The 26,242-nt window shown below is 67.6% G+C and carries 18 protein-coding genes; 1 reads left to right on the forward strand and 17 read right to left on the reverse strand.

Annotation, left to right across the window (positions count from 1 at the left end):
- Positions 1–4: 4 nt before the first annotated feature.
- From QN239_RS01315 to QN239_RS01355, 9 genes are all read right to left on the reverse strand, one after another.
- Complete coding sequence (locus tag QN239_RS01315) at positions 5–2,164, reverse strand: heavy metal translocating P-type ATPase (protein WP_499016485.1); 2,160 nt, start codon at positions 2,162–2,164, stop codon at positions 5–7.
- Positions 2,151–2,429: a DUF1490 family protein gene (locus QN239_RS01320; RefSeq protein ID WP_499007787.1), complete on the reverse strand. Its 279-nt coding sequence runs from the start codon at positions 2,427–2,429 to the stop codon at positions 2,151–2,153. The genes QN239_RS01315 and QN239_RS01320 overlap by 14 nt, the downstream gene beginning before the upstream one ends.
- A gap of 152 nt (positions 2,430–2,581) precedes the next feature.
- Positions 2,582–3,583 carry a DUF4331 family protein gene (locus QN239_RS01325; protein WP_499007788.1) on the reverse strand — a complete coding sequence of 334 codons (1,002 nt, stop codon included), beginning with the start codon at positions 3,581–3,583 and terminating at the stop codon, positions 2,582–2,584.
- 23 nt (positions 3,584–3,606) lie between these two features.
- A complete protein-coding gene (locus tag QN239_RS01330; RefSeq protein WP_499007790.1) occupies positions 3,607–4,032 on the reverse strand; it encodes an RDD family protein in 426 nt (141 codons plus the stop codon).
- Positions 4,025–4,471 (reverse strand): hypothetical protein, encoded by a 447-nt coding sequence (locus QN239_RS01335; protein WP_499007791.1) that lies wholly within the window; start codon positions 4,469–4,471, stop codon positions 4,025–4,027. The genes QN239_RS01330 and QN239_RS01335 overlap by 8 nt, the downstream gene beginning before the upstream one ends.
- Entirely contained in the window at positions 4,471–5,868 is a 1,398-nt protein-coding gene (locus QN239_RS01340) for a serine/threonine-protein kinase (RefSeq protein WP_499007792.1), read from the reverse strand. The genes QN239_RS01335 and QN239_RS01340 overlap by 1 nt, the downstream gene beginning before the upstream one ends.
- Positions 5,869–5,966: 98 nt before the next feature.
- Positions 5,967–7,382: a phytoene desaturase family protein gene (locus tag QN239_RS01345; protein WP_499007794.1), complete on the reverse strand. Its 1,416-nt coding sequence runs from the start codon at positions 7,380–7,382 to the stop codon at positions 5,967–5,969.
- Positions 7,379–9,145, reverse strand: a complete 1,767-nt coding sequence (locus QN239_RS01350) for a DUF3556 domain-containing protein (RefSeq protein WP_499007796.1) — start codon at positions 9,143–9,145, stop codon at positions 7,379–7,381. Before QN239_RS01350 ends, QN239_RS01345 begins: the two co-directional genes overlap by 4 nt.
- Positions 9,146–9,154: 9 nt before the next feature.
- Complete coding sequence (locus tag QN239_RS01355) at positions 9,155–10,609, reverse strand: class I adenylate-forming enzyme family protein (protein ID WP_499007798.1); 1,455 nt, start codon at positions 10,607–10,609, stop codon at positions 9,155–9,157.
- Positions 10,610–10,714: 105 nt separating this feature from the next.
- On the opposite strand from QN239_RS01355, the gene QN239_RS01360 reads away from it, so the two are divergent.
- Positions 10,715–11,968, forward strand: a complete 1,254-nt coding sequence (locus tag QN239_RS01360; RefSeq protein ID WP_499007799.1) for a PucR family transcriptional regulator — start codon at positions 10,715–10,717, stop codon at positions 11,966–11,968.
- On the opposite strand, the gene QN239_RS01365 is transcribed toward QN239_RS01360, so the two are convergent.
- The 8 genes from QN239_RS01365 to QN239_RS01400 form a co-directional block, all read right to left on the reverse strand.
- Positions 11,965–13,536, reverse strand: a complete 1,572-nt coding sequence (locus QN239_RS01365) for an acyl-CoA carboxylase subunit beta (RefSeq protein WP_499007801.1) — start codon at positions 13,534–13,536, stop codon at positions 11,965–11,967. The two genes, QN239_RS01360 and QN239_RS01365, sit on opposite strands and share 4 nt — an antisense overlap.
- Positions 13,533–18,878 carry a polyketide synthase Pks13 gene (gene pks13 / locus QN239_RS01370; protein WP_499016487.1) on the reverse strand — a complete coding sequence of 1,782 codons (5,346 nt, stop codon included), beginning with the start codon at positions 18,876–18,878 and terminating at the stop codon, positions 13,533–13,535. Before pks13 ends, QN239_RS01365 begins: the two co-directional genes overlap by 4 nt.
- A gap of 218 nt (positions 18,879–19,096) precedes the next feature.
- Complete coding sequence (gene fadD32, locus QN239_RS01375) at positions 19,097–20,986, reverse strand: long-chain-fatty-acid--AMP ligase FadD32 (RefSeq protein WP_499007803.1); 1,890 nt, start codon at positions 20,984–20,986, stop codon at positions 19,097–19,099.
- A 200-nt stretch (positions 20,987–21,186) separates the two neighbouring features.
- Complete coding sequence (gene culp6 / locus QN239_RS01380; protein WP_499007804.1) at positions 21,187–22,197, reverse strand: carboxylesterase Culp6; 1,011 nt, start codon at positions 22,195–22,197, stop codon at positions 21,187–21,189.
- Between the two features lie 64 nt (positions 22,198–22,261).
- The gene (locus QN239_RS01385; protein WP_499007806.1) at positions 22,262–22,759 is read right to left on the reverse strand and encodes a DUF732 domain-containing protein; all 498 of its coding nucleotides are present in this window, start codon (positions 22,757–22,759) and stop codon (positions 22,262–22,264) included.
- Positions 22,760–22,847: 88 nt separating this feature from the next.
- Positions 22,848–23,825, reverse strand: coding sequence for an alpha/beta hydrolase-fold protein (locus QN239_RS01390; protein ID WP_499007808.1), 978 nt, complete (start codon positions 23,823–23,825; stop codon positions 22,848–22,850).
- A gap of 125 nt (positions 23,826–23,950) precedes the next feature.
- Positions 23,951–24,955, reverse strand: a complete 1,005-nt coding sequence (locus QN239_RS01395) for an esterase family protein (RefSeq protein ID WP_499007810.1) — start codon at positions 24,953–24,955, stop codon at positions 23,951–23,953.
- A gap of 132 nt (positions 24,956–25,087) precedes the next feature.
- Positions 25,088–26,101 carry an esterase family protein gene (locus tag QN239_RS01400; RefSeq protein WP_499007812.1) on the reverse strand — a complete coding sequence of 338 codons (1,014 nt, stop codon included), beginning with the start codon at positions 26,099–26,101 and terminating at the stop codon, positions 25,088–25,090.
- Between the last annotated feature and the right edge of the window lie 141 nt (positions 26,102–26,242).

Raw genomic sequence — 26,242 nt, forward strand, 5'->3', positions numbered from 1 at the left:
GCCGTCAGACCTCGAGTTCAGCCCTGATCAACCGGGAGCTGTTCGCCACCACCGCGACGGAGGACATGTTGTGCAGCACGGCGGCCAATACCGGCGACAGCGCCCCACCCGCGCCGACGGCCAGGCCGATCGCGTTGACCGCGATGGACATGGCGTAGTTCTGTTTGATGACCGTGACAGCGCCCGCCCCGAGCATCCGCACATCCAGGAGTCGGCGGAGATCGTCACCGGCCAGCGCGATGTCTGCCGTCTCGACGGCCACATCGGTGCCGCCAAGTCCCATCGCGATCCCGATATCGGCGGCCGCGAGCGCCGGTGCGTCGTTCACACCGTCACCCACCACGGCCACCACATGGCCGGCTTCTCGCAGTGCGCGCACCGCGTCCAACTTGTCCTCCGGCAGTACCTCCGCCTGCCACTCGGTGATACCGAGTTCCTCCGCGACCGCACGCGCGGTTTCCGGGTGGTCACCGGTGAGCATGACGATCCGGTCAATGCCCGCCTTCCGCAGAGCGGCCAAGACCTCCTGCGCCTCCGGTCGCACCTCGTCGCGCAGGCTGATCAACCCGACCAACACCCCGTCCACGGCCAGCAGCAGCGGCGTCTCGGCCTGACTCTGCAACCGGGAGACCCATTCCGTCGCCTTTTTGCTGACTCGCACCTTCTCCTGGCGCAGCAGCACCGGGCTGCCCAGCAGTAGTGTGCGGCCGTCCGCCCGGGTGCGCATGCCGAGGCCCACCAGTACCTCGCATTCCTCATGCGGCGGAATGACGATGTGTCGCTCCTCGGTCGACCGGATCACGGCCTGGGCCAGCGGGTGCCTGGCGTGGATCTCGGAGCTCGCCGCGTATGCCAGCACCTCGTCCGGTTGCCAATCCTTGTGGAAAGCAACCACATTGGTCACGACAGGACGCCCGATCGTCAACGTTCCAGTCTTGTCGAACACCACGGCATCAACCTGACCGGCGAGCTCAAGATGCGAGCCACCCTTGACCAGGATTCCGCGCCGCGCGCCATTGCCGATCGCCGCACTGATGGCCGTGGGCGTCGCCAGTCCCACCGCGCACGGACACGCCACCAGCAGCATCGTCATCGCCCGGCGCACATCCCTGGTGAGCACTAGCGTCACGCCGGCCAAGAGGAACGAGCCCGGCACGAACCGACGAGAGAAGTTCTCCCCGACGGTCTGGATCGGCGCACGGTCATGCTGGGCCTCCTCGACCCGGGCGATGATCCGGCCGATGGCGGTCTCCGAGCCGACTGCGCCGGCCCGGACGACGACGCGACCCTGCATCACCACCGATCCGGCATGCACTCGATCGCCGGTCCGCACCGCGACGGGCAGCGTCTCACCGGTGATCGCCGACTGGTCGATCACTCCGTCTCCATCGACGATCTCGCCATCCACCGGGACGGCGATCCGTTCGTGCACGACGACCTCGTCACCCACCGCGAGGGTGTCGACGGCGACCTGCACCTCGGTGCCGTCCGGCAGCCGGACCCACGCGGTGTCCTGGTTTCCGGTCAGCAGGTCTGCGATGGCACGCCGGGTCCGCCGCAATGTCAGATCCTGGAGGTACTCACCGATATTGAGCAGCCACAGCACCGTCAGGGCGACGACGTTCTCGCGTAATACCAGGCTGGCGATCGTCGCCGCGGACACCAGGACATCGGTGCCCATCGTCCGACCGCCGCCGAGCGCCCGCAGCGCGCCGCGCAGGAACGGATACCCGGTGAAGACGGTGACCGCCGTGGCGAACAACCGGCTGGTGGGACCCAGAATGGCCGGCCGGCCGAGTACGTACCGCCGGACGCCAAGCGCTGCCAGCGCGAACCCGCCGAGCCCCATTCGCACCACGTCGCCGTTGCTGACGTCCCCGGAATGCGGGGTCCTGGCGGGGACGAGCGCCGGCGGCATCGCCAGCGCTTCGGTCACCGCCGCGACCAGGGCCTCGACCTCGGCCCGGGCCGGCGAGAACCAGATGACCACGGCGCCGGTCCGTGGATAGGCGTGAGCAGCACGCACGCCCTTGACGCGCAGCACGGAGTCCTCGATGAGCACGGCGCGACTCATGTCGTTACGGAAGTCGTTGGCTTGCAACCGGAGTCGCCCGGCCGCATTCGATATAACAGCCGGCACCGTGTGCACCTCAGTGCTCGTGATCGTGTCCGGTGACCGCTGGTGGCCGAGCCTCTTCACCGATCCGCTCCCGCGCCTCTGCCACCACATCGCCGACGGCGAGCCGGGCGCGCTCGGCGCTCTCCTCCGCCTTGCGCACGCCGCGCAGCCCCAACGCGGTGGCCGCCACGGTCGCCTCCCTCGCCGGGACCTTCGCCGCCGCTTTGCGGATCGCCGCGTAGGCGGCCGCTCCGACCGCACCGGTCACCACCGTCGTTCCCGCTTTTGTCAGCACTGCATGCCACACCATCAGGTCAGCCCTTCCCCGTTGCGGATGTGTCGTCCTCGTCGGCCTCACGCTCGCCGATCCACTCCTCACTAGTGGAAACGATTACCATTTGCATCAAGCAGGCTACTCAATGGCCCGACGGGTTGTCGACGCGAGGGCGCCCGGGGCCGGATCTAGTGCGGTGTGCCGAGGTAGGGGAACACCTCCAGGGTGTCGGTGTGCTGGCGCAGACCGCTCGGCGGGCAGTCCCCCTTGGTCAGCGAGGCCAGTCGGTAATCGATGACATCGTCGGTGAACGTCCGACCGTTCGGGTATCTGGCGGGTGCGGCCGGGTCGAAGGTGAGCATGTCGGGCAGGATGCCCTCGGCGTCGATCGCTTCTACGGCCTCGTCGTGCGAGTAGCCGCCGGTGTGTCCGAGCAAGTGGACGAACTGCCCCAACCAGCGGGCACGGTCGGCGATGGGCTCGCTGGCGTTGTACTCCTCCTTGGTCTCATCGGTGTTGAAGAAGCTGCTCACCGACGGGTGCCCGGCCCGGTCCACGTGCACCAGCTCACCGTCGCGGCGCACGCTGCAGCGACCCCAGATCCGGATGTCCGGGGCGGCGCCCAGCCTGGCGGTCGGCAGCTCCAGCACAAAGGCCATCACGTTGGCTTCGGTATTGGAATCCACACCGGTCCAGGGTGATTCGCTGCCGAGGTGCGGTGCGGTGAAATTGCGGCCGCCGGTGATGTCGAACAGGTTCTTGATCCCGTCGAAATCGAAGAAGAACGCATCGCTGCGCGCCCCCGCGAAGAACATGTAGTCGCCCTCGCGAGCAATGACGGGTTCCTTGCCGAAGGACACCGGGACGGATTCGAAGATCTTCTCCCCCACCGCTTCCGGTTCTTCGGCTTCATCGCCGACGGCCAGGTACACATCGACGGTCTGGCGGCCGTCGGCAGGTTCGGAGAACACATAGCTGAACGCGATGTCGTTACGCAGGTCACCGTTGTTGTCCACGGCGAGCCGGTAGATGGCGTCGGGGTGCAAGGCGTCGGCACTGGGGTTGGCGTTGAGGATCAGCACGGTGTTGGCGGGGTTGGCCGGTGACTGGAATGCGTACAGGTCGCACAGGTCAAGCCGCTGATCGCCCAGCGGCGGGCCGAGGGACAACCCGGTGAAATGATTGGACATACCGCCATCCAACCCCGTTTGCGCTACGGCCGGGCGTAAACGACCCGGCTGCCGAACACGATGTCCTGTAGGGATCTTCGGTGCCGGTCGACGGCCACCCACAACAGCCCGACGGGCATCAGCACACAGGCCACCGCCCGCAGCAGCGCCACTGCCGGCGACAGCCGGCGGCCGCGCCGGCCGATCACCCGTAACCCCATGGTCACCGATCCGACGGTGCAGCCCGATACCGCCCAGCATGCCGTCAGGTAGCAGACCGCGACACCGAACAGCACGGCGGTGGAGAAGACAGCGCTCATGGTCGGCGCGCGGAACGCAGTGGGGTGAAACATCAGCCGGGTCAGGATGAGACCGAGATAGATCGCGGCCAGCACCGTCGCGACGATGATCAGGTCGATCACCGCGGCCACGCCACGGCTCACCACACCGGCGGCACGGATCTCAGTCACGGTCGCGCCCCAGCAGGCGGTCGACGAAACCCGATACCAGGTCGTCGGCCCGCTCGCCCTGGCTGCGCACATCGGTCATCACCTCTGCCGTGACGGATTCGGTGGACTGCCTGATGATGGCCTGCAGGTCGATACCGTCGACCACCTCGTTGGCCAGCCCGACCAGATCCACCCGCGTGCGCACCAACTCGTTGAGGTCGAGTTGGTCGAGCACGCGTTCGACGATCTGCACCGCGATGCCGGCCACCGCCGCTTTGGCCGGTTCCAGGGCACGCTCCCCGCGGGCGGCCAGTCCCGTGCGGGCCTGGTACAGCAGGCCGCCGAGGAGGGGTAGCCGTTCGGCACCGCGATAGACCGCGACGGCGCCGCCGACGGCGGTGGCCGCGATACCTGCCGCGATGTCGACCGTGGCGGATGGTCGCGGCGCCTCAGGGGGCATCAGGCTCCGCCGTTGCCGCGCACGATGTCCTCCAGACAGCGCAGCCGGGTCTGATGCGTCTGGTCCACACAGACCCGTACCGGGCCCTCGGTTTCGGGGGCATAGGTCTGCTCGCCCTCGGCGGGGGTGGCGCTGGGCGCGGACGGCTCGGTGACCTGCTGGCTCAGCGACCAGATGGTGGAGCCGGAGTTCGGCAGCGCAGCGCAGTACGCGGGTGCTCCCGACTCCGCGACGCCGGCGGCGCCCAGGGTGGCACAGGTGGCCCCGATGACGACGACGGGTATGGCCGGCGCCTGGGAGGCCGCCGGCGACGAAAGCGCTGGTGGCGGCGGGGCTGCCGTCGCGGTGGAAGTCTTGGTCTGCGCGGGTGCTGGTGTGCCACCGGGCCGGCCGAAGGCGCCCAGCGCGAACGCCACCGCCGCCGCGATCACGGCGACGAGCGCCACTGCCGCGGCGGGCACCACCAGCTTGGACCGGGACCTGGCCGGCGCGGGATGCGCCTTGGCGTGCCGCGGCCCGGAGGCCGTGACGGCAAGCATGGTGGCCTCGGGTCCGGCGGTGCCGATTCGGTGTTCGAGGGCGCGGGCGAAGTCCACGCACTTGCCGTACCGCTCGGCGGGATGCTTGGCCAGGGCACGGTCGAAAACCGGTCCGAGACCGGAGAGTTCCGGCCTGCGGTCCCCGATCGGTGGCGGGCTGGCGGTCAGGTGCTGGCTGATCACCACGGCCGGATTGGAATGCTGGAAGGGTGGGGACCCCGTGAGCAACTGGTAAGCGCTCGACGCCAGCGCGTACTGGTCGGCGCGACCGTCGATCTCGGCACCGGTCAGCTGTTCGGGTGCCGCGTAGGCCACGGTGCCGACGGTCATGTTGGTGCCGGTGAGATTGCTGGTCTCACCGGTACGACGGGCGATGCCGAAGTCGGCCAACAGGACTCGTTCATCGGAGGTGTCCGGGTTGGCGATCAGGATGTTGGCCGGTTTGACGTCGCGGTGCAGCAGGCCTTTCTGGTGGGCGTAGTCGAGCGCTTCGGCGACGGCGGTGACGATGCGCACCACCTCATCGGCCGGCATCCCGCTCGGGTAACGCTCGGCCAGCAGCGCGCCGGCGTCGGTGCCCTCGACATAGTCCATGGCGATCCACAACTGACCGTCGACATCGCCGCGGTCGTGCACCTCCACGATGTGCGGATGCCAGAGGGTGGCGGCGATATCCGCCTCACGCTCGAAACGCTGCCGATATTCGGAGTCGGCGCACACCGTGGCGCCGAGGACCTTGAGCGCGTCCCGCCGGGGCAGCCGCGGGTGCTGTGCCAGGTAAACCTCGCCCATACCGCCGGCGCCGAGAGACCGCACCACGGTGTACCCGGCGATCACCTGGCCTTCCTCGAGCGGCATGGGCGAAGTGTAATGGCCGATCAGAGATGGTGTGCCGCATCTCCATATGCGCGGCTGCGCACCTGATCAGCGAGGGTGCGCCGGCAGTGCGAGGAGCATCACCGTCGCAGGTGGGCCAGCGCCTCGGTGGCCGCGTTGGCCCCGCACATGCCGTGCGCGCCGGGGCCGGGCGGGGTGGCCCCGGAGCAGAGGTACATGCCGGGCACCCCGAGCCGGTACGGGTGCAGGGTGGGCCGCGGTCCGAACACCAGCTGGCGGATGTCCTTGGCGCCGGTACAGATATCGCCGCCGACGAAATTGGGGTTGTGTACCGACATCTCGGTGGTGGAGCGGACCGCCATGCCGACCACCCGGTCGCGGAATCCGGGGGCAAACCGCTCGAACTGACCGATGATGGCGTCGGTGGCGTCCCCGGTGAACCCGTGCGGCACATGGGCGTAGGAGTACACCGGATGGATGTCCCCGACCGAGCGGCCGGGGTCGGCCAGATACTGCTGGCCGACGAGCACGAAGGGTCGCGCCGGCATGCGGCCGGCGTGGATGTCGCGTTCGGTGGCCGCGATCTCGCCGAGATCACCGCCCAGATGCACGGTGCCGGCCCGCCCGGCGTCGGGATTGCGCCACGGAACCCCGCCCTGCACCGCGAAGTCGACCTTGAAAGCCCCTGGGCCATAACGGAATTTGCTCAAGGCCCGGCTTGCGCGCCGGGGCAGCCGGTCACCCAGGATATCGGCGACAGCGGTCGGCGCCAGGTCGAAGAGCACCACGTCGGCGGCGGGCAGCTGAGCCGCCGAGGTGACGCGCACCCCGGTCCGGACCTCGCCGCCGTGCTCGGACAGCGTGGCCGCGAGGGCATCGGTGAGCGACTGCGAGCCACCCTCGGCGACTGCCCAGCCGTGCCGGTGCCCGGCGGTGATGATGCCGAGCCCGATCGCCGACGTCATCGGGTAGTGCAGGGGACGGAAGGTGTGGGCGGCGACACCGCCGAACAGCGCGGCTGCCGCCGGGGTGCGGAACACCCGGGCCAGCGCCGCGGCGGGTAGCAGCGTCGGCGCACCGAAACGTGCCAGCGTCAGGGGATGTTTCGGGACATGCAGCAGCGGTCCCATGATGTCCTGCGACAGCCTGTCGAACCGGCCGACGGGACGGGCGAACAGCGCGCGCCAGCGCGCACCGTCGGACCCCAACCCCGCGGCGGTGTCGTCGACGCTGCGGTGCAGCAGCGCGGCGCCGCCACCATCGAGTGGATGTGCACAGTCGACTTCGGGCCAGCGCCAACGGAATCCGTGCCGTGCCAGATCCAGGTCGGCGAGAAAAGCCGAGCCGACGGCCATCGGGTGGATGGCGGCGCAGTGGTCGTGCACCAGGCCGGGGACGATCGCTTCCCCGGAACGCACGCCCCCGCCGATCTCATCGGCGGCCTCCAGCACGGTGACCTCGACGCCGGCCCGGGCCAGGGTGATGGCGGCGGCCAGCCCGTTGGGCCCGCCGCCCACCACCACCGCGTTGGTCATCGACTGGCTCCGGCTCGCTGCCAGGTGACATTCAGCGGGATCGGCCCGTTGGGCAGCCAGGGCTGCTCGTTCACCAGGTCGGCGACATTCCAGGTGCCGCGTTCGATGACGCCGAGGGCCGCGTCGATCACCTTGTACTCCTGGGTCTTCTTGTGGATGGGCTGCGATTCCACCCAGGCGATGACGAACTCGCCCGGTTCGAACCGGGCTTCGGTCTGGATCGCCCGTATCAGATCCTCATTGTGCAGGTGCCCGTCGCCGAAATTGAAGCCGATGATGGTGTTGCACGACATCTCGCCCTCCCGGACGGTGCGGGTGTCGATATCGGGCAGCGATTTCAGCAGCACCGAGTACAGCCCGCGGCCCTGACTGTGCATGGCCCGCCAGGCCGTCACCTGCTGGGTGAACACTTCGGCGGTGACCGGGTCCCAGCCGAAGTCGATGTACTGGTCGACGGTGTTGGGCGAGGACCGGGTGACCCTGTTGAGCTTCTGCTCGGCACCGGGGGTGAACGTCCATACTGCCGAAGCCCAGTTGCCCGCGTACTGCCGCATGGCCGGCAGGAAGGACACCAGATCGGGCCGGAGATTGCCCAGTACCGGGAAGAAGCACAACCCGGCCAGCAACGCGACCGCCAACCAGGGTGACGACATGTCCCCCACCGCGTAGCCGTCCCAGTTCGGGAACCCGAGGAACAGGAACACGGTGGCGTAGGCGAAGAGCACATTCCACTCCACGGGGACCGCCAGCGGAAAGGTCGAGATGATGAACAGGTGGAACCCGACCATGACCACGACGGCGGTGATGGTCAGCCACGGCCACGGGGACAACAGCAGGGTCAGGGGTGCCGCGATCTCCACGAAGCTGCCGAGACAGTGCGCCATGAAGGTGGACAGGTGCGACGGCCGCAGATCTACCGGATAGTTCCGGTAGTGGGCGCGTTTGAGCCACCTGGACGGGATCATCGGGCTGTTGCTCACCATCGGCGGGATGACGTTGGTGAAATGCAGGCCGAACTTCGAGACCCCGGCCCAGATCCACACCGTGCCGATCAGCAGCTTGCCGGCGATGATCATGTCGGTGAACGGCAGCACGGCGAAGAACAGCAGCGCAGGCAGATACTGTTCGCCGCGGGCGGCCAGGAAGATGGTCTTGTCCCGCAGGCCGATCAGCACCAGCAACACGATCGGGACGATCAGCAATACCGGGTTCACCAGCCCCGAGGTGTTCGCGGGTAGCACCGCCGTCAGCGAATCGCTGCGCACACCAGGGGAAACCATCGCCACCACGACGCCCGCAACCAGCGCCAGGTAGACGATGATGTCGAACCAGGTTCGCCGGTCACCGTCGGTGAAGGGCACCGCCTTCCACGGCCGAAGCCGAATGGTGTTGAGCTTGGCCCAGAACCGGAACCCTCCGGTCATCGGTTTGGTCTTGCCCGCCAGGGGTCCCCAGGACCCGGCCAGCCCGAGCAGCTCCAGCAGGATCGTCCACAGGATGATCTTCTGGTAGACGATGGGCTGGTTCCACCAGCCGATCCCGTGCCAGAAGGCGGGCAGACCCGATGTCGCCGTGGCGATGAAGATGCCTAGGACGGCATAGAAGAGCACGAGTTTGACGATGTAGATGACATGGATCATGCGGGGCGCGCCGAAACCGTGGTCCACCCATTTGAGGGACATGATCCGGAGGCGGTCGCGCAGCGGCAGGCCCAGGAATTCTTCGAGGTCGACATCGGGCAGGGTGGGTTTGACGAATCCCATGATGAGCTCCTAGGCGTCGATCCGACTGGCGGCGAATGTTTTTCGCAGTGCTGGTTTGTCGATCTTGCCGACCGGATTCTTGGGCAGCTCATACAGCACGGTGATCTCTACGGGGACTTTGTATTTCGACAACGATGCGCGCAGATGGGCATCGATGGCATCGACGCCGACAGCGGCATGCAGGGACACCACGAGCACCGGCTCCTCGCCGTAGAGCGCACTCGGCCGCCCGATCACCGCCGCCTCGGCGACCTCCGGCATCTGATAGGCGACCGTCTCGATCTCCTTGGGGTAGATGTTCTCCCCGCCCCGGATGATCATGTCCTTCGCCCGGTCGACGAGCACCAGGTAACCGTCCTCGTCGAACCGGCCGATGTCACCGGTGCGCAGCCAGCCGTCGACCACCGTCTTCGCGGTGTCGGCCGGGCGGTTCAGATAGCCGCGCATGACGTTGGGCCCCTTGATGATCACCTCGCCGGTACCCCCTGCAGGCACCTCGGCGCCGGCGCCGTCGACGATGCGGATCTGCTGACCGGGCAGCGGAATTCCGACGGTTCCCGGCTTTCGCCTGCCGTCGAGCGGATTGCAGGTGCTCGCGCATGAGCCCTCGGACAGGCCGTAGCCCTCGATGATCCCGATGCCATAGCGGTTCTCGAACTTCTCCAGGAGTTCGACGCTCGCGGGCGCCGCACCGCAGACGGCGAACCGGATCGAGCTGGTATCGGGTTCCACCTCGGTCGGCAGCGCCGCGAGCATGGTGTAGATGGTGGGGACCGCGGAGAAGTAACTGGCCCGGCTGGCCTCGACGCGGTCGAAGAAGCCGACCGGGTCGAATCGGCCCGCGATGGTGGTACGCCCGCCCGCGATCAACGGTGACAAAGTGCTCACCACGATGGCGTTGACGTGGAACAGCGGCAGGATCAGCAGGCTGTGGTCGGCCGCGGTCAGATCGAATCCTTCGATCACCATGGCGCACATGGCATTCACGTTGCGATGGTCGAGCATCACCCCTTTGGGCCTGCCGGTGGTTCCACTGGTGTAGATCAGCAGCGCGAGGGCGTCGTCGGGGTTGGGGGCTGGTTCGGCCACCCATGGATCGGTATCGAGATCGTCCACCGACAGCACCGGGATATCCGTGTCCACGTCCCGCTCGGCCAGCAGGACGACAGCCCCGGAATCCGCGATCTGGTGCTCCCGCTCCGCGGCGACCAACGTGGGACTGACGGGGGTGACGACGGCGCCCAGACGCCAGGCCGCGAACATGGCGACCACGAAGGCCGCGCGATTGGGCAGCATGACCGCGACGACGGCGCCGGGACGCACGCCGCGGCCGGCCATGGCGGCGGCGGCCCGCCGCACCGCGTCCAGGAACCCGGCGTTCGTGTAGGCGATGTGGTCGTCGGAGACGGCCATGCGATCAGGCGCCGATTCGGCGCGGCGGTCGGGCAGGGCGGCGAGGTGCATGTCACGACGGTAGGAATATGTGCCTTGGGACACACTGTCGTCGCCCGATGAACATCAGAATCCGCTTTGTCCCCCGGAGACAATCCGGCATTAAGCTGTCGGCCCATGGACCCCACGGTCGCCGACGCCAATGCAGCAGTCCTCGACGCGCTGATGCGCCGCCAGGTGGAGGTGGCGCACAGCGTTCAGCGGCAGCTCGCAACCGATATCGCCGAGTTGCGCGGGGACGCCGAGATCCTCGATCTGCTGACCGCCAGCGTCGAGAGCAACATCGACACCATCTTCGGCGCGTTGCGCCACGATATATCCCTGGACAACATCGAGGCGCCGACAGCAGCGCTCGAATACGCCCGGCGCCTCGCCCAGCGCGGGGTTCCGATGAACGCCCTGGTTCGGGCCTACCGGCTGGGACATGCCCTGGTGCTGGACGTCGCCGCCGACGAGATCGGCGCGGCCGCATTGGACCCGCGCACCAGCCTCGCCCTGTACGGACGGATCACCTCGATGACGTTCGGCTACATCGACTGGATTTCGCAGCAGGTCGTCGGCGTCTACGAGGACGAGCGGGACCGCTGGCTGACCAACCGCAACAGCACCAGAGCGATCCGGGTCCGTGAGATCCTGGCAGGCGCCGGCCACGACGTGGATGCCATCACCACCGCCATCCGCTACCCGATGCGTCGCACACACCTCGGCCTGATCCTGTGGTGGCCCCCCGATCCCGGCAGCGACACCGGCCGCGACGACGGGCTGGCCCGCCTGGAATCGTTCCTGCGCGGGATGACCGAGACCGTTGCACCCCAGAGTGCACCCCTGTTCGTCCCGGCCGACCAGGTGACCGGCTGGGGCTGGATACCGCTGGCGAATCAGGACGAGGCGGCCCAGCGGGTGCGTCAGTTCCACGCCCAGGCCACCGACCCGCCGAATGTCGCGCTGGGCAGGCCCCTTCCGGGGGTGGAAGGATTTCGGCGCTCACACACCCAGGCGCTGCGCGCCCGCGGTATCGCGATGGCAGCCGGCGCGGCGGGCGTCGTCGACGCGAGTACTCCCGGCCTGGCCGCTGCCGCCCTGCTCGGCGAAAACCTCGACGAGACCAAGGTATTCGTGCAGGACACGTTGGGTGAGCTGGCCGCAGACACCACGACCGACGCCGGCCTGCGCGACACCCTGCGGGTATTCCTGAAGCACGGCGGCAGCTACACCGCTGCCGCCGAGGAACTCACCGTCCACTACAACACGGTGAAGTACCGGGTCGGCCGGGCACTGCAGCGCCGCGGCCGACCGCTGGGCGAGGACCGCCTCGACACCGAGATGGCGCTGCTGGCCTGCATGTGGTTCGGGACCGCTGTCTTGGGTTAGAGCGGGGTCAGGCCGTGCTTGCGCTGCACCTTGTGGATGTTCTGCTTGTCCCGCAACAGATGCAGCGACTTGCGCAGGAGCAGACGGGTCTCGTGCGGTTCGATGACACCGTCGATATAGCCGCGCTCGGCGGCGATCCACGGCGTCGCCAGATTGAGGTTGTAGCCCTCGATGAAGTCGGCACGGATCTTCTGCACCTCGGGTGCGGTCGGATCCGGGAAGCGCTTCACCAGCAACTGCGCCGCACCTTCGGCGCCGATCACCGCGATACGGGCGGTGGGCCAGGCGAAGTTGAGGTCCGCGGACAACTGCTTGGAGCCCATCACGGCGTATCCGCCGCCGTAGGCCTTGCGCACGATGACGGTCACCTTCGGCACATCGGCTTCCACGATGGCGTTGAAGAAGCGGCCACCACGCTTGATGATGCCGCCCTTCTCCTCTTCCACACCCGGCATCGCACCCGGGGTGTCGACGACGAACACCAAGGGCAGGTTGAACGAGTCGCAGAACCGGATGAACCCGGCGGCCTTGTCGGAGGCCTCGTTACCCACCGCACCGGACATGTGCATGGGCTGGTTGGCCACCACCCCGACCGGGCGACCATCCACCCGGGCGAACGCCGTGATCATGGACGGGCTGCGCTGGTCGGCGATCTCGAAGACGTCACCGTCGTCGAAGATCCGGAGGAGGACCTCGTGCATGTCGTAGGCCATGTTGTCCGAATCCGGCACGATCGTGTCGAGCTCCAGATCACTCGGGGTGATCTCGGGCTCCAGGCCCGGGTTGACGATGGGCGCATCGTCGAAGTGGTTGGGGGGCAAGAAGCTCAGGTAGTCGCGGACGTACTGGTACGCCGCGGCCTCCGACTCGACGACCTTGTGGATGTTGCCGCGCTGCGCCTGTACATCGGCGCCACCCAACTCGTCGAAGCTGACATCCTCACCGGTGACGTCCTTGATGACATCCGGGCCGGTGATGAACATGTAGCCCTGATCGCGCACCGCCACAACAAGATCGGTCTGGATCGGCGAGTACACCGCGCCACCGGCGCACTTGCCGAAGATCAGTGAGATCTCCGGGACCAGCCCGCGCAGCATCTCATGGCGGCGGCCGAGTTCGGCGTACCAGGCCAGCGAGGTCGCGGTGTCCTGGATGCGGGCGCCGGCCGAGTCGTTGATACCGATGATCGGGCAGCCGACCATGGCCACCCACTCCATCAGCTTGGCGACCTTGCGGCCGAACATCTCACCGACCGAGCCCTGGAACACCGTCTGATCGTGGCTGAACACGCCGACGGGGCGGCCGTCGATGGTGCCGTGCCCGGTGACCACGCCGTCGCCGAAGTAGGCGTTGGGGTCCCCGGGCGTCTTGGCCAGCGCACCGATCTCCAGGAAGCTGCCCGGATCGAGCAGTGCGTGGATGCGGGCGCGGGCGCTCGGGATGCCCTTCTTGTCGCGGCGGGCCTTGGCCTTCTCATCACCGGGGTCGGCGGCCAGTGCCAGCTTCTCGCGGAGCTCGGCCAGCTTCTGCGCCGTGGTCACCGCTGGGACACTGGAGGTTTCGGTCACTTGTTCGCGTCCTTCTCTGCTGTGCTAGCCGTCGCTTCGCTCTCGATACGGTTGATGGCCTCGCTCATGTGCGCGCCTACCTTGGCGATATAGGGCTCGTCGATGGCCTGGATGTGCTCACCGCCGATCGGCACCACCTCCAGATCCTTGACCGCTTCGCCCCAGCCGCCGTCGGGCTGACGGGTGGCGTAGGCGGGCTCGAAGACGATCGCGTCATCGTGGTAGCGGTCGGCCATGTACAAGGTGACGTGCCCGTCGTAAGGCCGGAGCTCGATGGTGTCCAGCGCACGGTTGTCCAGATAGGACGTCCGCTGGTGCTCGATGATGCCGCCCGGGATCTGCACCCCGCTCTGCGCGACGATGTCCAGGACGAACTTGACCTGGCCCTCGTCGTCCAGCTTCTCCAGCTCCTCGTAGGGGATGGCCGGCACCTCGACGTTGAAGGTCCGCTCGGCGAACCGTGCGTAACGGTCCCAGCGGGCGCGCATGCCCGCCTGGGTCTGGTCGATCGGCACACCGGGGCGCACACAGTCGATCAGGCCGACGAACCGCACATCGGCGCCGGCTTGCTTGAGGCCGATCGCGCAGGCATAGGCCAGCGCGCCACCGAGCGACCAACCCGCCAACACGAACGGACCCTGATGCACCTCAAGCAGTTTCGGCACGTACTCGGCGGCTCGCTCCTCGATGGAGCCTTCGACACGCTCGATGCCGTACACCGGGGTGTCCGCGGGCAGCCGTTTGATCAACGGCTCGTACACCACCGTCGATCCACCGGCCGGGTGGAAGACGAACAGCGGAATCCGGGACGACGACCCGCCTGAACCTGCGGCGGGTGCCCGCAGCGTGCGGATGAACCCGTCGACCACACCCTCTTCGAGCTGGGCGCGCACGACGGTGGCCAGTTCCTCGATGTTCTTGGCGGAGCGCACATCCTCGACGGTGATGCTGCCTTCGGCGCGCTCCGTCAGCCGTTTCGCCATCTTGTCGGCGGCCGCGTCATCGAGTTTCGGGAGCTCGTTGAAGATCCCGCCCGGCGACTTACCGGTGACGATCGCCCAGGTGGCGAACGTGACGCGTTCGGCGGCGTCGCGCGGCGGCACGTCGGCGCCGAGCGCCTCGGTGACGGCTTCCTGGGTCAGCACCTTCGCCGCGGCCGCGGCCGCAGTGGCCTTGCTCGGGCCGGCCGGATCACTCGGCGGTGCGGGGATGTTCCCCGTGGGTCCGGTCGGATCCGTGGGCGGCGGCGGGATTTCAAGCTCGGTGGGCGACGCGACCGGGGTCTGCACGCTCTCCCCCAACGGGTGACCGGCCTCGGCTAACTTCGCCTCCAACTCGGCGACGGTCGTCGCCCCGCCCAGCAGCTCGGCCTGCGCGGCCGCAATCTCCTCGGCGGTCTGTCCCTTCTGGGATTCGGCGATCTCATCGACCTCGTCGCGGTGCTCGATCGCGTACTTGATGAGCTCCTCGACGTTGTAGAGGTTGGCATCGCGCACGGCGGTCAGCTGGATCGGCGGCAGGTCGAAGTCGTACTCGACGCGGTTCTTGATGCGCACGGCCATCAGCGAATCCAGGCCCAGCTCGATCAGCGGGACCTCCCACGGCAGGTCCTCGGGTTCGTAACCCATGGCCCCACCGACGATGCTGCCGAGGCGATCCGCCACCGTCTCACCGGATTCCGGTGACCACTTGGCGAAATTCGCGGCCAGGCCGGCACCCGCGGTCAGGTTGTCCTGCAGGATAGCCACATCGGCGACGTCATCGGGCGCCGCCTCGGCCACCGGCTCAGCCGCAATCGCCACCGCGGCACCCGTGGCCACGGGCAGCACCGCGGCGCTACCGTTGCGGCTGACCACCGCGTCATACACCAAGGTGAACGACTCGTCGATACGCGCGTGCACCTGCACGGTGCCCCCACCGGGATGCCGGGTGAGCGTGGTGACCAGCCGGGCCCCGTCACCGGGGACCGCACGCTGCTCGAAGGCGGTCAGCACGGCGTCCGGAAGAACCTGGGTGGCAGCGGCTTTCACCAGAGCCGCGAGATCGGTGGCGCCGTTGGGGGCGTACTCCCAGACATGCCGGCCGTCGGGAGTGGCGACATGAGTGCCCGGGAGGACCACCGAGCTGTCCCCGGCGAACCGGGCGTTGAGCCAGTGCTCCTTGTACTTGAAGCGGGTGGGCGGGATGTTCGCGTGCTCGAGCTGGCCGTTGGTCGCCGCCGGGGCGGCTCCGGCGCCGAAGAACACCCGCGGATCCAGATCGTGGCCGTACACGAAGAGGTTGGCCATCGCCACCGTCATCGAGTCGACCTCATCCTGCTTGCGGGCGAGCGTGCCGATGAGTTGCGCATCGTGCAGACCGGCACTGGCAGTCGTCAGGCCGACCTGCATGAGCGCCACCGGATTCGGGGCGAGCTCCAGGAAGGTGGTGTGCCCGTTGTCGACGGCGTTGCGGATCCCGTGGGTGAAGTAGACGCTGTGCCGCAGGCCCTTCTTCCAGTACTCCACATCGTGGATCGGATCGGCGCCGGCCCGGATGAACTTGCCTTCGTGCACGGTGGAGAAGTACGCCGTCTGCAGCGGCAACGCCTGGATGCCCTGGATCTCGGCGGAGAGCTCACCCAGCAGCGGGTCCATCTGCTGGGTGTGGCTGGCGCCCTTGGTCTGCAGCTTGCGGGCGAACTTGCCCTCCGATTCGGCGCGGGCGATGATCGCGTCGATCTGCTCGGGCGGGCCGCCGATGACGGTCTGGGTGGGGGCGGCGTAGACGCACACCTCCAGACCCGGGAAGTCGGAGAAGACGGTCTTGATCTCCTCGGCCGAATACTCGACCAGCGCCATCAGCCGGATGTAGTCACCGAACAGCATCGCCTCGCCCTCACCCATGAGATGCGCGCGCGAGCAGATGGTGCGGGTGGCATCGGCCAGTGACAGACCACCGGAGAAATAGGCTGCGGCCGCTTCACCGAGCGACTGACCCACCACCGCAGCGGGTTTCGCACCGTGGTGCTTCAGCAGTTCACCGAGCGCAATCTGGATGGCGAAGATCACCGTCTGGACCACTTCGATGGGGTATTCGCAGGTCTCGTTGGTGTAGTCGATCGCATCGTCGAGGATCAGCTCCACGACGGAGTAACCGCGTTCGTCCTGGATGTGCGCGTCGACCTTGTTGATCCACTCGGCGAACACCTCGTCGCGCAGATACAGGCTCTTGCCCATCTTGCGGTGCTGCGCGCCGAAACCGGCCAGCACCCAGACGGGTCCGTTGGTGACGGGGCCGTCGGCGGCCAGCACCAGCGGGCTCTGCTTGCCCTCGGCGACGGCCCGCAGGCCCTTGACGGCCTCGTCGTGGTCATGGGCCAGCACCACGGCGCGCGAGCGGCCGTGGTTGCGCTTGGACAGCGAGCGGCCGATCGACTCCAGTGACGAGGCGCGGCCCTCTTCGCTGTCGATCCAGTCGGCGAGCTCCGCGGCAGCGGACTTCTTACGCGAGGTGAGGAATCCGGAGATCACCAGCGGCACAACGGGAGTGAACTCCAGTGCCTCGATCTCCGCACGACCGACCTCGATCAGCCGCTTGGCCTCATCTGTCAGACCGGGCAGCTCGTAGCCGCCCTCGTCATGCGAAGAGGAGCCCGGGAGACCATCCGGGCCGTCGCTGTCGACGAACTCGCCGTACTCGTCCATCCGGACCCCGCCGACGTACACGGCGTCGGCATCATCTGACTTCTGTTCGCCGACTTCGGGTTCCGGTTCGGGTTCGATCAGATCGGCCGGCAGCACCTCACGCAGCACCAGGTGGGCGTTGGCGCCACCGAAACCGAAGCCCGACACACCCGCGATGGCGTGTCCGCTGTAACGCGGCCACTCCGAGACGGTGTCGTTGACCTTGAGGTGTTCCTTGTCGAAGTCGATGTACGGGTTGGGGCCCGCATAGTTGATCGACGGGGGCAGCTTGTCGTGCTGCAGCGACAGCGCCACCTTGGCGAGGCTCGCCGCACCCGCGGCCGATTCGAGATGTCCCAGATTGGATTTCACCGCACCCAGCAGCGCCGGCTTGTCAGCGGCACGGCCACGGCCGACGACCCGGCCCAGGGCGTCGGCCTCGATCGGGTCACCCAGGATGGTGCCCGTGCCGTGCGCCTCGATGTAGTCGACGTCGCGGGGGTCGATACCCGCGTTCTTGTAGGCCTTACGCAGAACCGCTTCCTGCGCATCGGGATTGGGGGCAAGCATGCCGTTGGACCGGCCGTCGTGGTTGACCGCGGAGCCGGCGATGACGGCCAGGATCTGGTCCCCGTCGCGGCGGGCGTCCGACAGCCGTTTGAGGACCAGCATGCCGCCGCCCTCCGAACGGGCGTAGCCGTCGGCGTCGGCGGAGAACGACTTGATCCGGCCGTCCGGGGCCAACACCCCGCCGACCTCGTCGAACCCGATGGTGACGATCGGTGTGATCAGTGCGTTCACCCCGCCGACGACGGCGACATCGGCCTCACCCGAGCGCAGGGCCTGCACACCCTGGTGGGCGGCGACCAGCGAGCTGGAGCACGCTGTGTCCAGCGCCACCGACGGTCCGCGGAAGTCGAAGAAGTACGACACCCGGTTGGCGATGATCGAGCTGGCCGTGCCGGTGATGGCGTACGGGTGGAAGACCGACGGATCGGAGACCGCCATGAAGCTGTAGTCGTTGACGGAACTGCCCACATACACACCGACATTGGCGCCGCGCAGGCTGGAGGCCGGAATCCGGGCATGCTCAAGGGCCTGCCAGGTCAGCTCGAGTGCCATCCGCTGCTGCGGGTCGACATTGTCGGCTTCCATCTTCGACAGTGCGAAGAACTCGGAGTCGAAACCCTTGATATCCGACAGATATCCGCCGCGGGTGCGGGCCCTGGCCACGCGCTCGGCGACCCGGGGCTCACTGAGGAACTCCTCCCAGCGGCCCTCGGGCAGATCGGTGATGGCGTCGCGGCCCTCCAGCAGCGCCGCCCACATCTCGTCGGGGGTGTTCATGTCCCCCGGGAAGCGGGTCGCCACACCGACGATCGCGATGTCCTCGACCCCGTCCGGGCGTGACCAGTCCTCGTCGCCGGTGTCCTCGGGTTCGGGCTCACCCTCGATGAGCACCTTCGCCAGCGACTCGACGGTCGGATTGCGGAAGACGACGGTGGCGGTCAGCGTGACACCGGTCAGGTCCTCGATATCGGAGGCCATCGCGACGGCGTCGCGGGAGGACAGGCCGAGCTCGACCATCGGGGCCGACTCGTTGATCGAGTCGGGCGACTGGCCGGTGGCGTTGGCGATCCAGTTGCGCAGCCATTCGCGCATCTCGGCGACCGTCATGTCGGTGCCCGGAGCCGCGCCGGCGGCGACATCTGGGGCCGGAGCCGCGCCGGCGGCGACATCTGGGGCCGGAGCCGCGCCGGCGGCGACATCAGGCACCGAAGCCGCTCCGGCTACGGCGTTGGATTCTGAAGTCTGCGAGTTCTCGCCAGTGTCAGTCATTTTCATTCACTTTCGCCGCCGTGCGGCCTGGTTGAGGGGCCGGATGTGTGCGGGGTTCAGTCCGTTTCGTCCGGGAAGTCGTTGGCGGTCTTGCCGCTGCGCAGGCTGCCGTCGAGGTAACCGGCGCGGCATGCGCGACGGCCGATCTTGCCGCTCGAGGTACGCGGGATGGCACCTGCCGGTGTCAGCAGCACATCGCGCACCGTCACGCCGTGCCGGACGGCGATGGCGGCGCGGATATCGTCGACGACCGGGCCCAGGTCGAGCTTGTGCGAGCCCGGCGCACGTTCGCCCACGATGACAAGCTGTTCGGAGGTGTCCTCCGGATCGAATTTCAGGCCGGCGTGGGTGTTTTCGAACACCTCGGCAGGCAGTTGGTTCGCCGGCACCGAGAAAGCCGCCACGAACCCCGTACGCAGCGCCTTGGTGGATTCCTGCGCCGAGTACTCCAGGTCCTGCGGGTAGTGGTTGCGGCCGTCGATGATGACCAGGTCCTTGACGCGGCCGGTGATGTAGAGGTCACCGTCGTAGAACGCGCCGAAGTCACCGGTGCGCACCCAGGTCGCGTCATCCGCGGCGCCTTCGGCGTGCGAGGGGCTGGTCCGCGATTTGAGGGTGTTCTGGAAGATCTCGCGGGTCTCCTCCGGCTTACCCCAGTAACCGGTACCCATGTTCTGGCCGCTGATCCAGATCTCACCGATCTGGCCGTCGGGCAGCTCCGTGGCGGATTCCGCATCCACGATGACGGCCCATTCGGAGATGCCGACCTTGCCTGCCGAGGCCTGCGCCACCGCCTTGGGCGAGTCCGCGTCCACCTCGACGATGCGACCGGTGTTCAGCGCATCGCGGTCGACGTTGATGATCTTGGGTTCTTCGGCGGCCGGGGTGGTGGACACGAACAGGGTGGCCTCGGCCAGGCCGTAGGACGGCTTGATGGCCTTGGGCGGGAAGCCGAAGGGCGCGAAGGCCTCGTTGAACCGGCGCACGGTGGCCGCCGAGATGGGCTCGCTGCCGTTGAGGACCGCCTTGACATGGGAGAGGTCGACCGGCGCGTCGCCCTCTTTCGGCACACCGCGAGCGGCGGCGTGATCGAAGGCGAAGTTGGGGGCCACCGAGATGACACCGCCGGTGTCATCGGGCTTGAAGCCCATCTCCCGGATCCAGCGCTCGGGCCGGCGCACGAAGGCCGCCGGCGTCATGAAGGTGAAGTAGTGGCCGATCATCGGGGCGATCAGCGCGGTGATCAGCCCCATGTCGTGGAAGAACGGCAGCCAGGACAGGCCGCGATCGCCTTCCTCGCCTTCCAGGGCCTCGACCACCTGCAGGACGTTGGTGGCCAGGTTCAGATGGGTGATCTGCACACCGGTGGGGATGCGCGTCGAACCCGAGGTGTACTGCAGGTAGGCGATGGTCTCTTCGGTGGCCGTCACCTCTTCCCAGGTGACGGCGACGTCGTCGGGCACGGCATCCACCGCGATGACCCGGGGCCGCTGGTTCGCCGGCCGGCTGCGGAAGAACTTGCGCACACCCTCGGCGGCCTCGGTGGTGGTCAGGATGGCCGACGGGCTGCAGTTGTCCAGGACGGCGTGCAGGCGTCCGACGTGCCCGGGCTCCGACGGATCGAACAGCGGCACCGCGATGCGTCCGGCGTAGAGCGCGCCGAAGAAGGCGACGAGGTAGTCCAGGTTCTGCGGGCAGAGGATCGCGACGCGGTCACCGAGTTGGGTGACCTGCTGCAACCGGGCCGCGACGGCCTTGTTGCGGGCACTGAACTGGGCCCAGGTGAGGTCGCGGGCGACACCGTCGCGCTCGGTGGAGTAGTCCAGGAACCGGTAGGCGAGCTTGTCGCCGCGGACCTTGGCCCAGCGCTCGACGTGCGAGACGATACTGGCGCCATCAGGGAACTTGATCTGACCGTCCTTGATGAACGGGTTATGGAACGGCATCAAATTCTCCTGTCACTGCACACTCTTCGCACGGTCGTCGCGAGCCCCGGCGATCGTACCGGGACGCCCTGTTCCCACCCCTCGACGCCCGCCCGCCGCTCTTAGTTTTCTCTTAATGTTAGGGGACCGATTCTCGCAGGCCAAATCTGGTTACCGGCGAGTCGGGTTCCCGGGGGCGAAGCCACGGGAGATCGAACAGATCAGCCGTGTTTGGGGTGTGGCGCGTTGTCCAGCAGGTTGCGGGCCCACTGCTCGGTCCACTGGGTGGCTGTCTGGCCGTCCAGGCTCCAGAACTGGGGGGTGTTGTAGAGCGCGTGCACCGGCCCCGCCGTGCTGCCCAGCAGGGTCTGCAGCGTCGCGGGCAGATTTCCGACGGAGAACGCCTGCTCGGGGGCGGCGCAGATCAGGTCGCCGTTCCCACAGATCTGGTACGTGCGGTCGTTGAGCGCTCCGAAACCCCCGTCGCGCGGGCCGGTCATCGACAACCCCAGCGCGGACAGCATCGGCAGTTCGTGCAGGGTGATCTCCGCACCCTGCCCCGGCGGATTCGCGGGCAGGCTCTGACCGACGTTGTCCTGGCGCCGGCCGTCGGCGATCAGCGTCACGCCCAGCACCAGGTCCTGGTCGACCGGGCCGCGGCCATTGCCGATATCGCTGGCGATATCGCCGCCGATGACCGCGCCCTGGGAGAATCCGACGATCACATAGCTGCTCAGCGGGCAGCGGTTGTTCATATCGGTCAGTGCCTGGACCGCCTTCTTGGTGCCCTCGGTGCGGGAGTCGTTGTAGGACATCTGACCGTCCGCGGCGAACGGGTTATGGAACTGCGCGGTGTAGGGGACCGTGTAGACCTGGATCCGGTCTGGGCCGAACTGCTGCAGCAGCGGGTTGGTGACATTGAGCAACAGCGCGGCCGGGAACTGCACCGGGTTGTTCGGGTCGAGCACCGGTGAGGATTCCCAGGTGCCGGGAATGGACAGCACGAACACATCCGGGCAACTGGCGTCCTGGAACTCCGGGCGCGGTTTGCTCGGCGAGGGACCCGTGGTCGGGACCGCGGTGGGCGGCGCCGTCGGCGGCGTGGCCAGCGGCGGATGCTCCGGCTGGCGCAGCCAGACCACGAGTGCGGCGACGATCACCGCCACCAGGACGGCAACCGCCCCGGCCGCGGCCACCGCGAGAATCCGGTGGCGTTTGCGGTTGTTCGCCATAGTTGATGAGCTCCTCGGTTCAGCTGGGTTGCCCGAGCGCTGCTGTCATGCCCGCGGGAAGCGGTCAGCAGAGCTGTTCGGTCGCGATGCGAATGTAGTCGGCGGTGACAGAGTCGACCTCACCCGTCGGCGGGGCCGTCGAACTCACATGCGCCTCACGGACATCCGCCCGGACCAGCGGCACGACGAAGTCCCATACCGCTTGATCGGTCTGCTTGGCCGCCCGTGCCTGACACACGTAGGACCCGATGGTCAGCGCGATGATCTCGTCGGAGGGGTGCACGCCGGCCGTGCCCAGCGCGTCCAGATAGGACTGCTGCTGATGGGACATCGGCATGTGCTCGTGGTAGCCACCGGCCGCGCTGGCGGCCGGCGGGGCGATGTCCGCCAGCCCGTCCGACGGCCCGGCGGACTGGGAAGACGGCAGCCCGATGGTCGTGATGACATCGTCGCTGAACGAACATCCGCACACCGCCGCCGCGGTGGAGGCCAGCATCAGCGGGGTCAACACCAGCGCGGGTCGCTTTGCCAGACCCGCAGTCCACCGGTGGTTACGCTGCACGGTTCCACGGTACCGGCTGTCCAGCGCGTCCCCCCGGGCCGAGACGATGCCGTGATGTGATATTTCCCGCGGTTGCGCTCGTCCCGACTTAGCGGATGGCGGCCGAGAGATCGCCGGACAGGGCCGCCAGTTGCGGACCCCAGCTGCTCCAGTCGTGCTGGCCACCGGTCGGGAAGTCGAAGTGCCCGTTACGGCCGCCGAGGCTGCGATAGTGCGAGTAGAACGCCCGGTTGCTGCCCTGGGCCTGATCGCAATAGCCGATCATCGCGGCTGGATCGCTGCAGGTCAGGGTCTGCGGGCTGAACACCCAGATCCGGGTGTTGTTATCCGCCAGCAGCTGCACGTGGGCGTCCGGGTCGTGCCACTTCCACCGCCCGAACTGCGCCGGGCCCCACATGTCCTGGGTGTTGACCCCACCGAACTGCGCCATACCCGCGGTGATCGCACCGTTGAGGAAGGTGTTGCCGACCGTCAGGAAGCCCGACATCGAGCCGGCATAGCGGAACCGGTCCGGGTGGAACTCCGCCAGCGTCAGCGCCGCGGTGCCGCCCTGGGCCGCGCCCACGACACCGTGCCCGGTCGGGGCCAGGCCCTTGTTGGCGGCCAGCCAGTCCGGCAGCTCCTGAGACAGGAACGTCTCCCACTGCTTGCTGCCGTCCTGCTCCCAGTTCGTGTACATGCTGAACGCACCACCGGCCGGGGCAGCCACCGAGATGCCCTTACCGGCCAGGGTGTTGAACGCGCCGGCATTGACCCAGTTGCTCACATCGGGTGCGGCGTTGAACGCGTCGAGGAGGTAGACCGCGTGCGGACCGCCGGCTTGAAAGGCCACCGGGATGTCGCGGCCCATGGCGGCCGACGGCACCTGGAGGTACTCGATCCCGGCCGCGTTGGCCGGGGCCCCTGCCGTCGACCACAGCCCCAGCGCCAGCAACGCCGCGCATGTCACCTGCACCGTCTTGCGGATCGCCGACTGCAGGGTGGATTTCCCGTCGCTTCGCTCGCCCCGGGTGAATTCCCCGTCGCTTCGCTTGCCCAGCCGCATATCCCACCTCATCGAAGTCACCGAATCTCCCCACCGCCGCGTTGTAGTGAACCACATCACCGCAGTCCACTGCTTTGAAAACGACTGACGGCGGTGCCCCCGAGGGGTCACCGCCGTCAGACTTCAGGTTGTTGCTGTGCCGCGGGTCAGGCGGTCGGCACCGCGCCCAGCACGCGCTGCATGTCCGGCTTCATGGCCTGCAGCTGCTGGCCCCAGTACGGCCAGTCGTGCACACCGTTCTCCGGGAAGTTGAACACGGCGTTGGTGCCACCGTTGGCGATGTAGGTGTCCCGGAAGGTCTTGTTGGTGCGGATGGTCAAGCCTTCGAGGAACTTCGCGTTGAACAGGTTGCCCGCGCTGGCGCCGCCGCTGAGTTCCGACGGGGTGCCGTTACCGCAGTACACCCAGAGCCGGGTGTTGTTGGCGATCAGCTGGTTGATGTTCACGAACGGGTCGTTGCGCTTCCAGGCGTTCCCGGCGTCGCCGGTCTTGCCCCACATGTCGTCGGCCTTGTAGCCACCGGCGTCACCCATCGAGATGTTCACCAGGAACGGCCACCAGCCCTCGGACAGGTTCAGGAAGCCCGACATCGAGCCGGCGTAGATGAACTGCTGCGGGTGGTAGATCGCCAGCGTCATGGCCGCCGAACCTGCCATCGACAGACCGACGGCGGCGCCACCGGTCGGCTTCACCTGACGGTTGGTCTGCAGCCACGCGGGCAGCTCCGAGGTCAGGAAGGTCTCCCACTTGTAGGTGGTGCAACCGGACTTGCCGCAGGCCGGCTTGTACCAGTCGGAGTAGAAGCTGGACTGGCCACCGACCGGCATCACCATCGAGATGCCCGAGCCGTTGTACCACTCGAAGGCGGCGGTGTTGATGTCCCAGCCGTTGAAGTCATCCTGCGCGCGCAGGCCGTCGAGCATGTAGACGGCCGGCGAGTTGGCGCCACCGCTCTGGAACTGGACACGGATGTCGCGGCCCATACCGGCCGACGGGACATCCAGGTACTCGACCGGCAGACCCGGCCGCGAGAAGGCACCAGCAGTCGCCGAGCCTCCGACAACGCCGACCAAACCGGGCAGTACCGCGGCAGCAGCTGCCGCGACCACCACTCGGCGCGTGGCGCCGCGAATCTTCCCAACGAAACTCATCACTGCTTACCTATCCATTCTGTCGTGTGCCGCACCCGGTCGGTGTGCGCCGGTCCGGGCCGCATTGCCCATGTAGTCAACCACAAGTCTGGGTGTCTCTCTCTTCCTCGAAAGTCCTGTCCGGTCGCCCCATCAGCCGTTCAGGGTCGCGATCAGATCGGGTTTGAGAGCCTGTAATTGGGCACCCCAGTAGGCCCACGAATGGTTCCCGGACGGCGGGAACTGGAAGGTCGCATTGCGGCCGCCGGCAGCGGTGTAGCGATCCTGGAACCGCTTGTTGCTGCCGATCGCCAGACCTTCCAGGCTGTCGGCGTTGAGCTTCTGCCCGGGGTCGGCGTTCTCGTCGAGCGGGGTCGACCCGCCCGGGGCGCAGTAGATCCACAGCCGCGTGCCGTTGGCCACGAGCCTGCCGACCTGCTCGACCGGATCGTTGCGCTTCCATGCGGGATCCCAGGGCGGGCCCCACATGTTGTCGACGTTGTACCCACCGGCGTCGAGCATGGCGACCCGGATTGCCTGCTTCATGAAAACCGTCGACGGGTTGAGGAACCCGGACAGCGAAGCGGCATAGCTGAACTGCTGCGGATGGTAGGCGGCCAGGATCAGTGCGGCTCCGCCCGCCATCGACAGTCCGACCACGCCGTTGCGGGAGGTGGAGACCTGCTTGTTGGCTGCCAGGAACTGCGGCAGCTCCTGAGTCAGGAAGGTCTCCCACTTGTAGGTGTAGCCCTGGCTGTTGAAGGTCGACGGCGAGTACCAGTCGCTGTAGAAGCTGGACTGCCCGCCGACCGGCATCACGACCGAGACGCCGGAGCCGTAGAACCATTCGAACGCGGCGGTGTTGATATCCCAGCCGTTGTAATCGTCCTGGGCGCGCAGGCCGTCGAGGAGGTAGACGGCACGGCTGCTGGGCGGAGCCTGACCTGATGTCGGCGCCGGCGCGCCTCCGGCCCCCTGGAACTCGACTCGGATGTTCCGGTTCATCGCCGTGGAGAACACGTCCAGGTACTCGACCGGCAGACCCTCACGGGAGAACGCCTGGGCAGCGGGCAGCGGCAGCGCCAGCGCGGCCACCACAGTGACAACCATCACAGCAGCCGCGCGCAGCGGTGCTGTGATCAGCCTCACACAAGTGGTCCTACGCATGCGTCGTTCATCCATTCCGCTTCACAGGCAATGCGATGCTTCGCATTTCAAGGTCGGGATCTCGGTGCGGGGGCGCCAGCACAGGCCGGATGCCACCACGCTTCGTCTATCGCCACAACATAGCCGGGGCGTTACGCGACC

The organism is Mycolicibacterium sp. Y3, assembly GCF_051188035.1.
GTDB classification, from domain to species: domain Bacteria; phylum Actinomycetota; class Actinomycetes; order Mycobacteriales; family Mycobacteriaceae; genus Mycobacterium; species Mycobacterium fluoranthenivorans.

What these genes read in the sequence shown, in the direction of transcription:
- QN239_RS01320 (WP_499007787.1), bottom strand. Translation starts at nt 2,429, where the DNA reads ATGGTGTGGCATGCAGTGCTGACAAAAGCGGGAACGACGGTGGTGACC.
- QN239_RS01325 (WP_499007788.1), bottom strand. Translation starts at nt 3,583, where the DNA reads ATGTCCAATCATTTCACCGGGTTGTCCCTCGGCCCGCCGCTGGGCGAT.
- QN239_RS01335 (WP_499007791.1), bottom strand. Translation starts at nt 4,471, where the DNA reads ATGCCCCCTGAGGCGCCGCGACCATCCGCCACGGTCGACATCGCGGCA.
- QN239_RS01340 (WP_499007792.1), bottom strand. Translation starts at nt 5,868, where the DNA reads ATGCCGCTCGAGGAAGGCCAGGTGATCGCCGGGTACACCGTGGTGCGG.
- QN239_RS01345 (WP_499007794.1), bottom strand. Translation starts at nt 7,382, where the DNA reads ATGACCAACGCGGTGGTGGTGGGCGGCGGGCCCAACGGGCTGGCCGCC.
- QN239_RS01350 (WP_499007796.1), bottom strand. Translation starts at nt 9,145, where the DNA reads ATGGGATTCGTCAAACCCACCCTGCCCGATGTCGACCTCGAAGAATTC.
- QN239_RS01355 (WP_499007798.1), bottom strand. Translation starts at nt 10,609, where the DNA reads ATGCACCTCGCCGCCCTGCCCGACCGCCGCGCCGAATCGGCGCCTGAT.
- QN239_RS01360 (WP_499007799.1), top strand. Translation starts at nt 10,715, where the DNA reads ATGGACCCCACGGTCGCCGACGCCAATGCAGCAGTCCTCGACGCGCTG.
- pks13 (WP_499016487.1), bottom strand. Translation starts at nt 18,878, where the DNA reads ATGACGGTCGCCGAGATGCGCGAATGGCTGCGCAACTGGATCGCCAAC.
- fadD32 (WP_499007803.1), bottom strand. Translation starts at nt 20,986, where the DNA reads ATGCCGTTCCATAACCCGTTCATCAAGGACGGTCAGATCAAGTTCCCT.
- culp6 (WP_499007804.1), bottom strand. Translation starts at nt 22,197, where the DNA reads ATGGCGAACAACCGCAAACGCCACCGGATTCTCGCGGTGGCCGCGGCC.
- QN239_RS01395 (WP_499007810.1), bottom strand. Translation starts at nt 24,955, where the DNA reads ATGAGTTTCGTTGGGAAGATTCGCGGCGCCACGCGCCGAGTGGTGGTC.
- QN239_RS01400 (WP_499007812.1), bottom strand. Translation starts at nt 26,101, where the DNA reads ATGCGTAGGACCACTTGTGTGAGGCTGATCACAGCACCGCTGCGCGCG.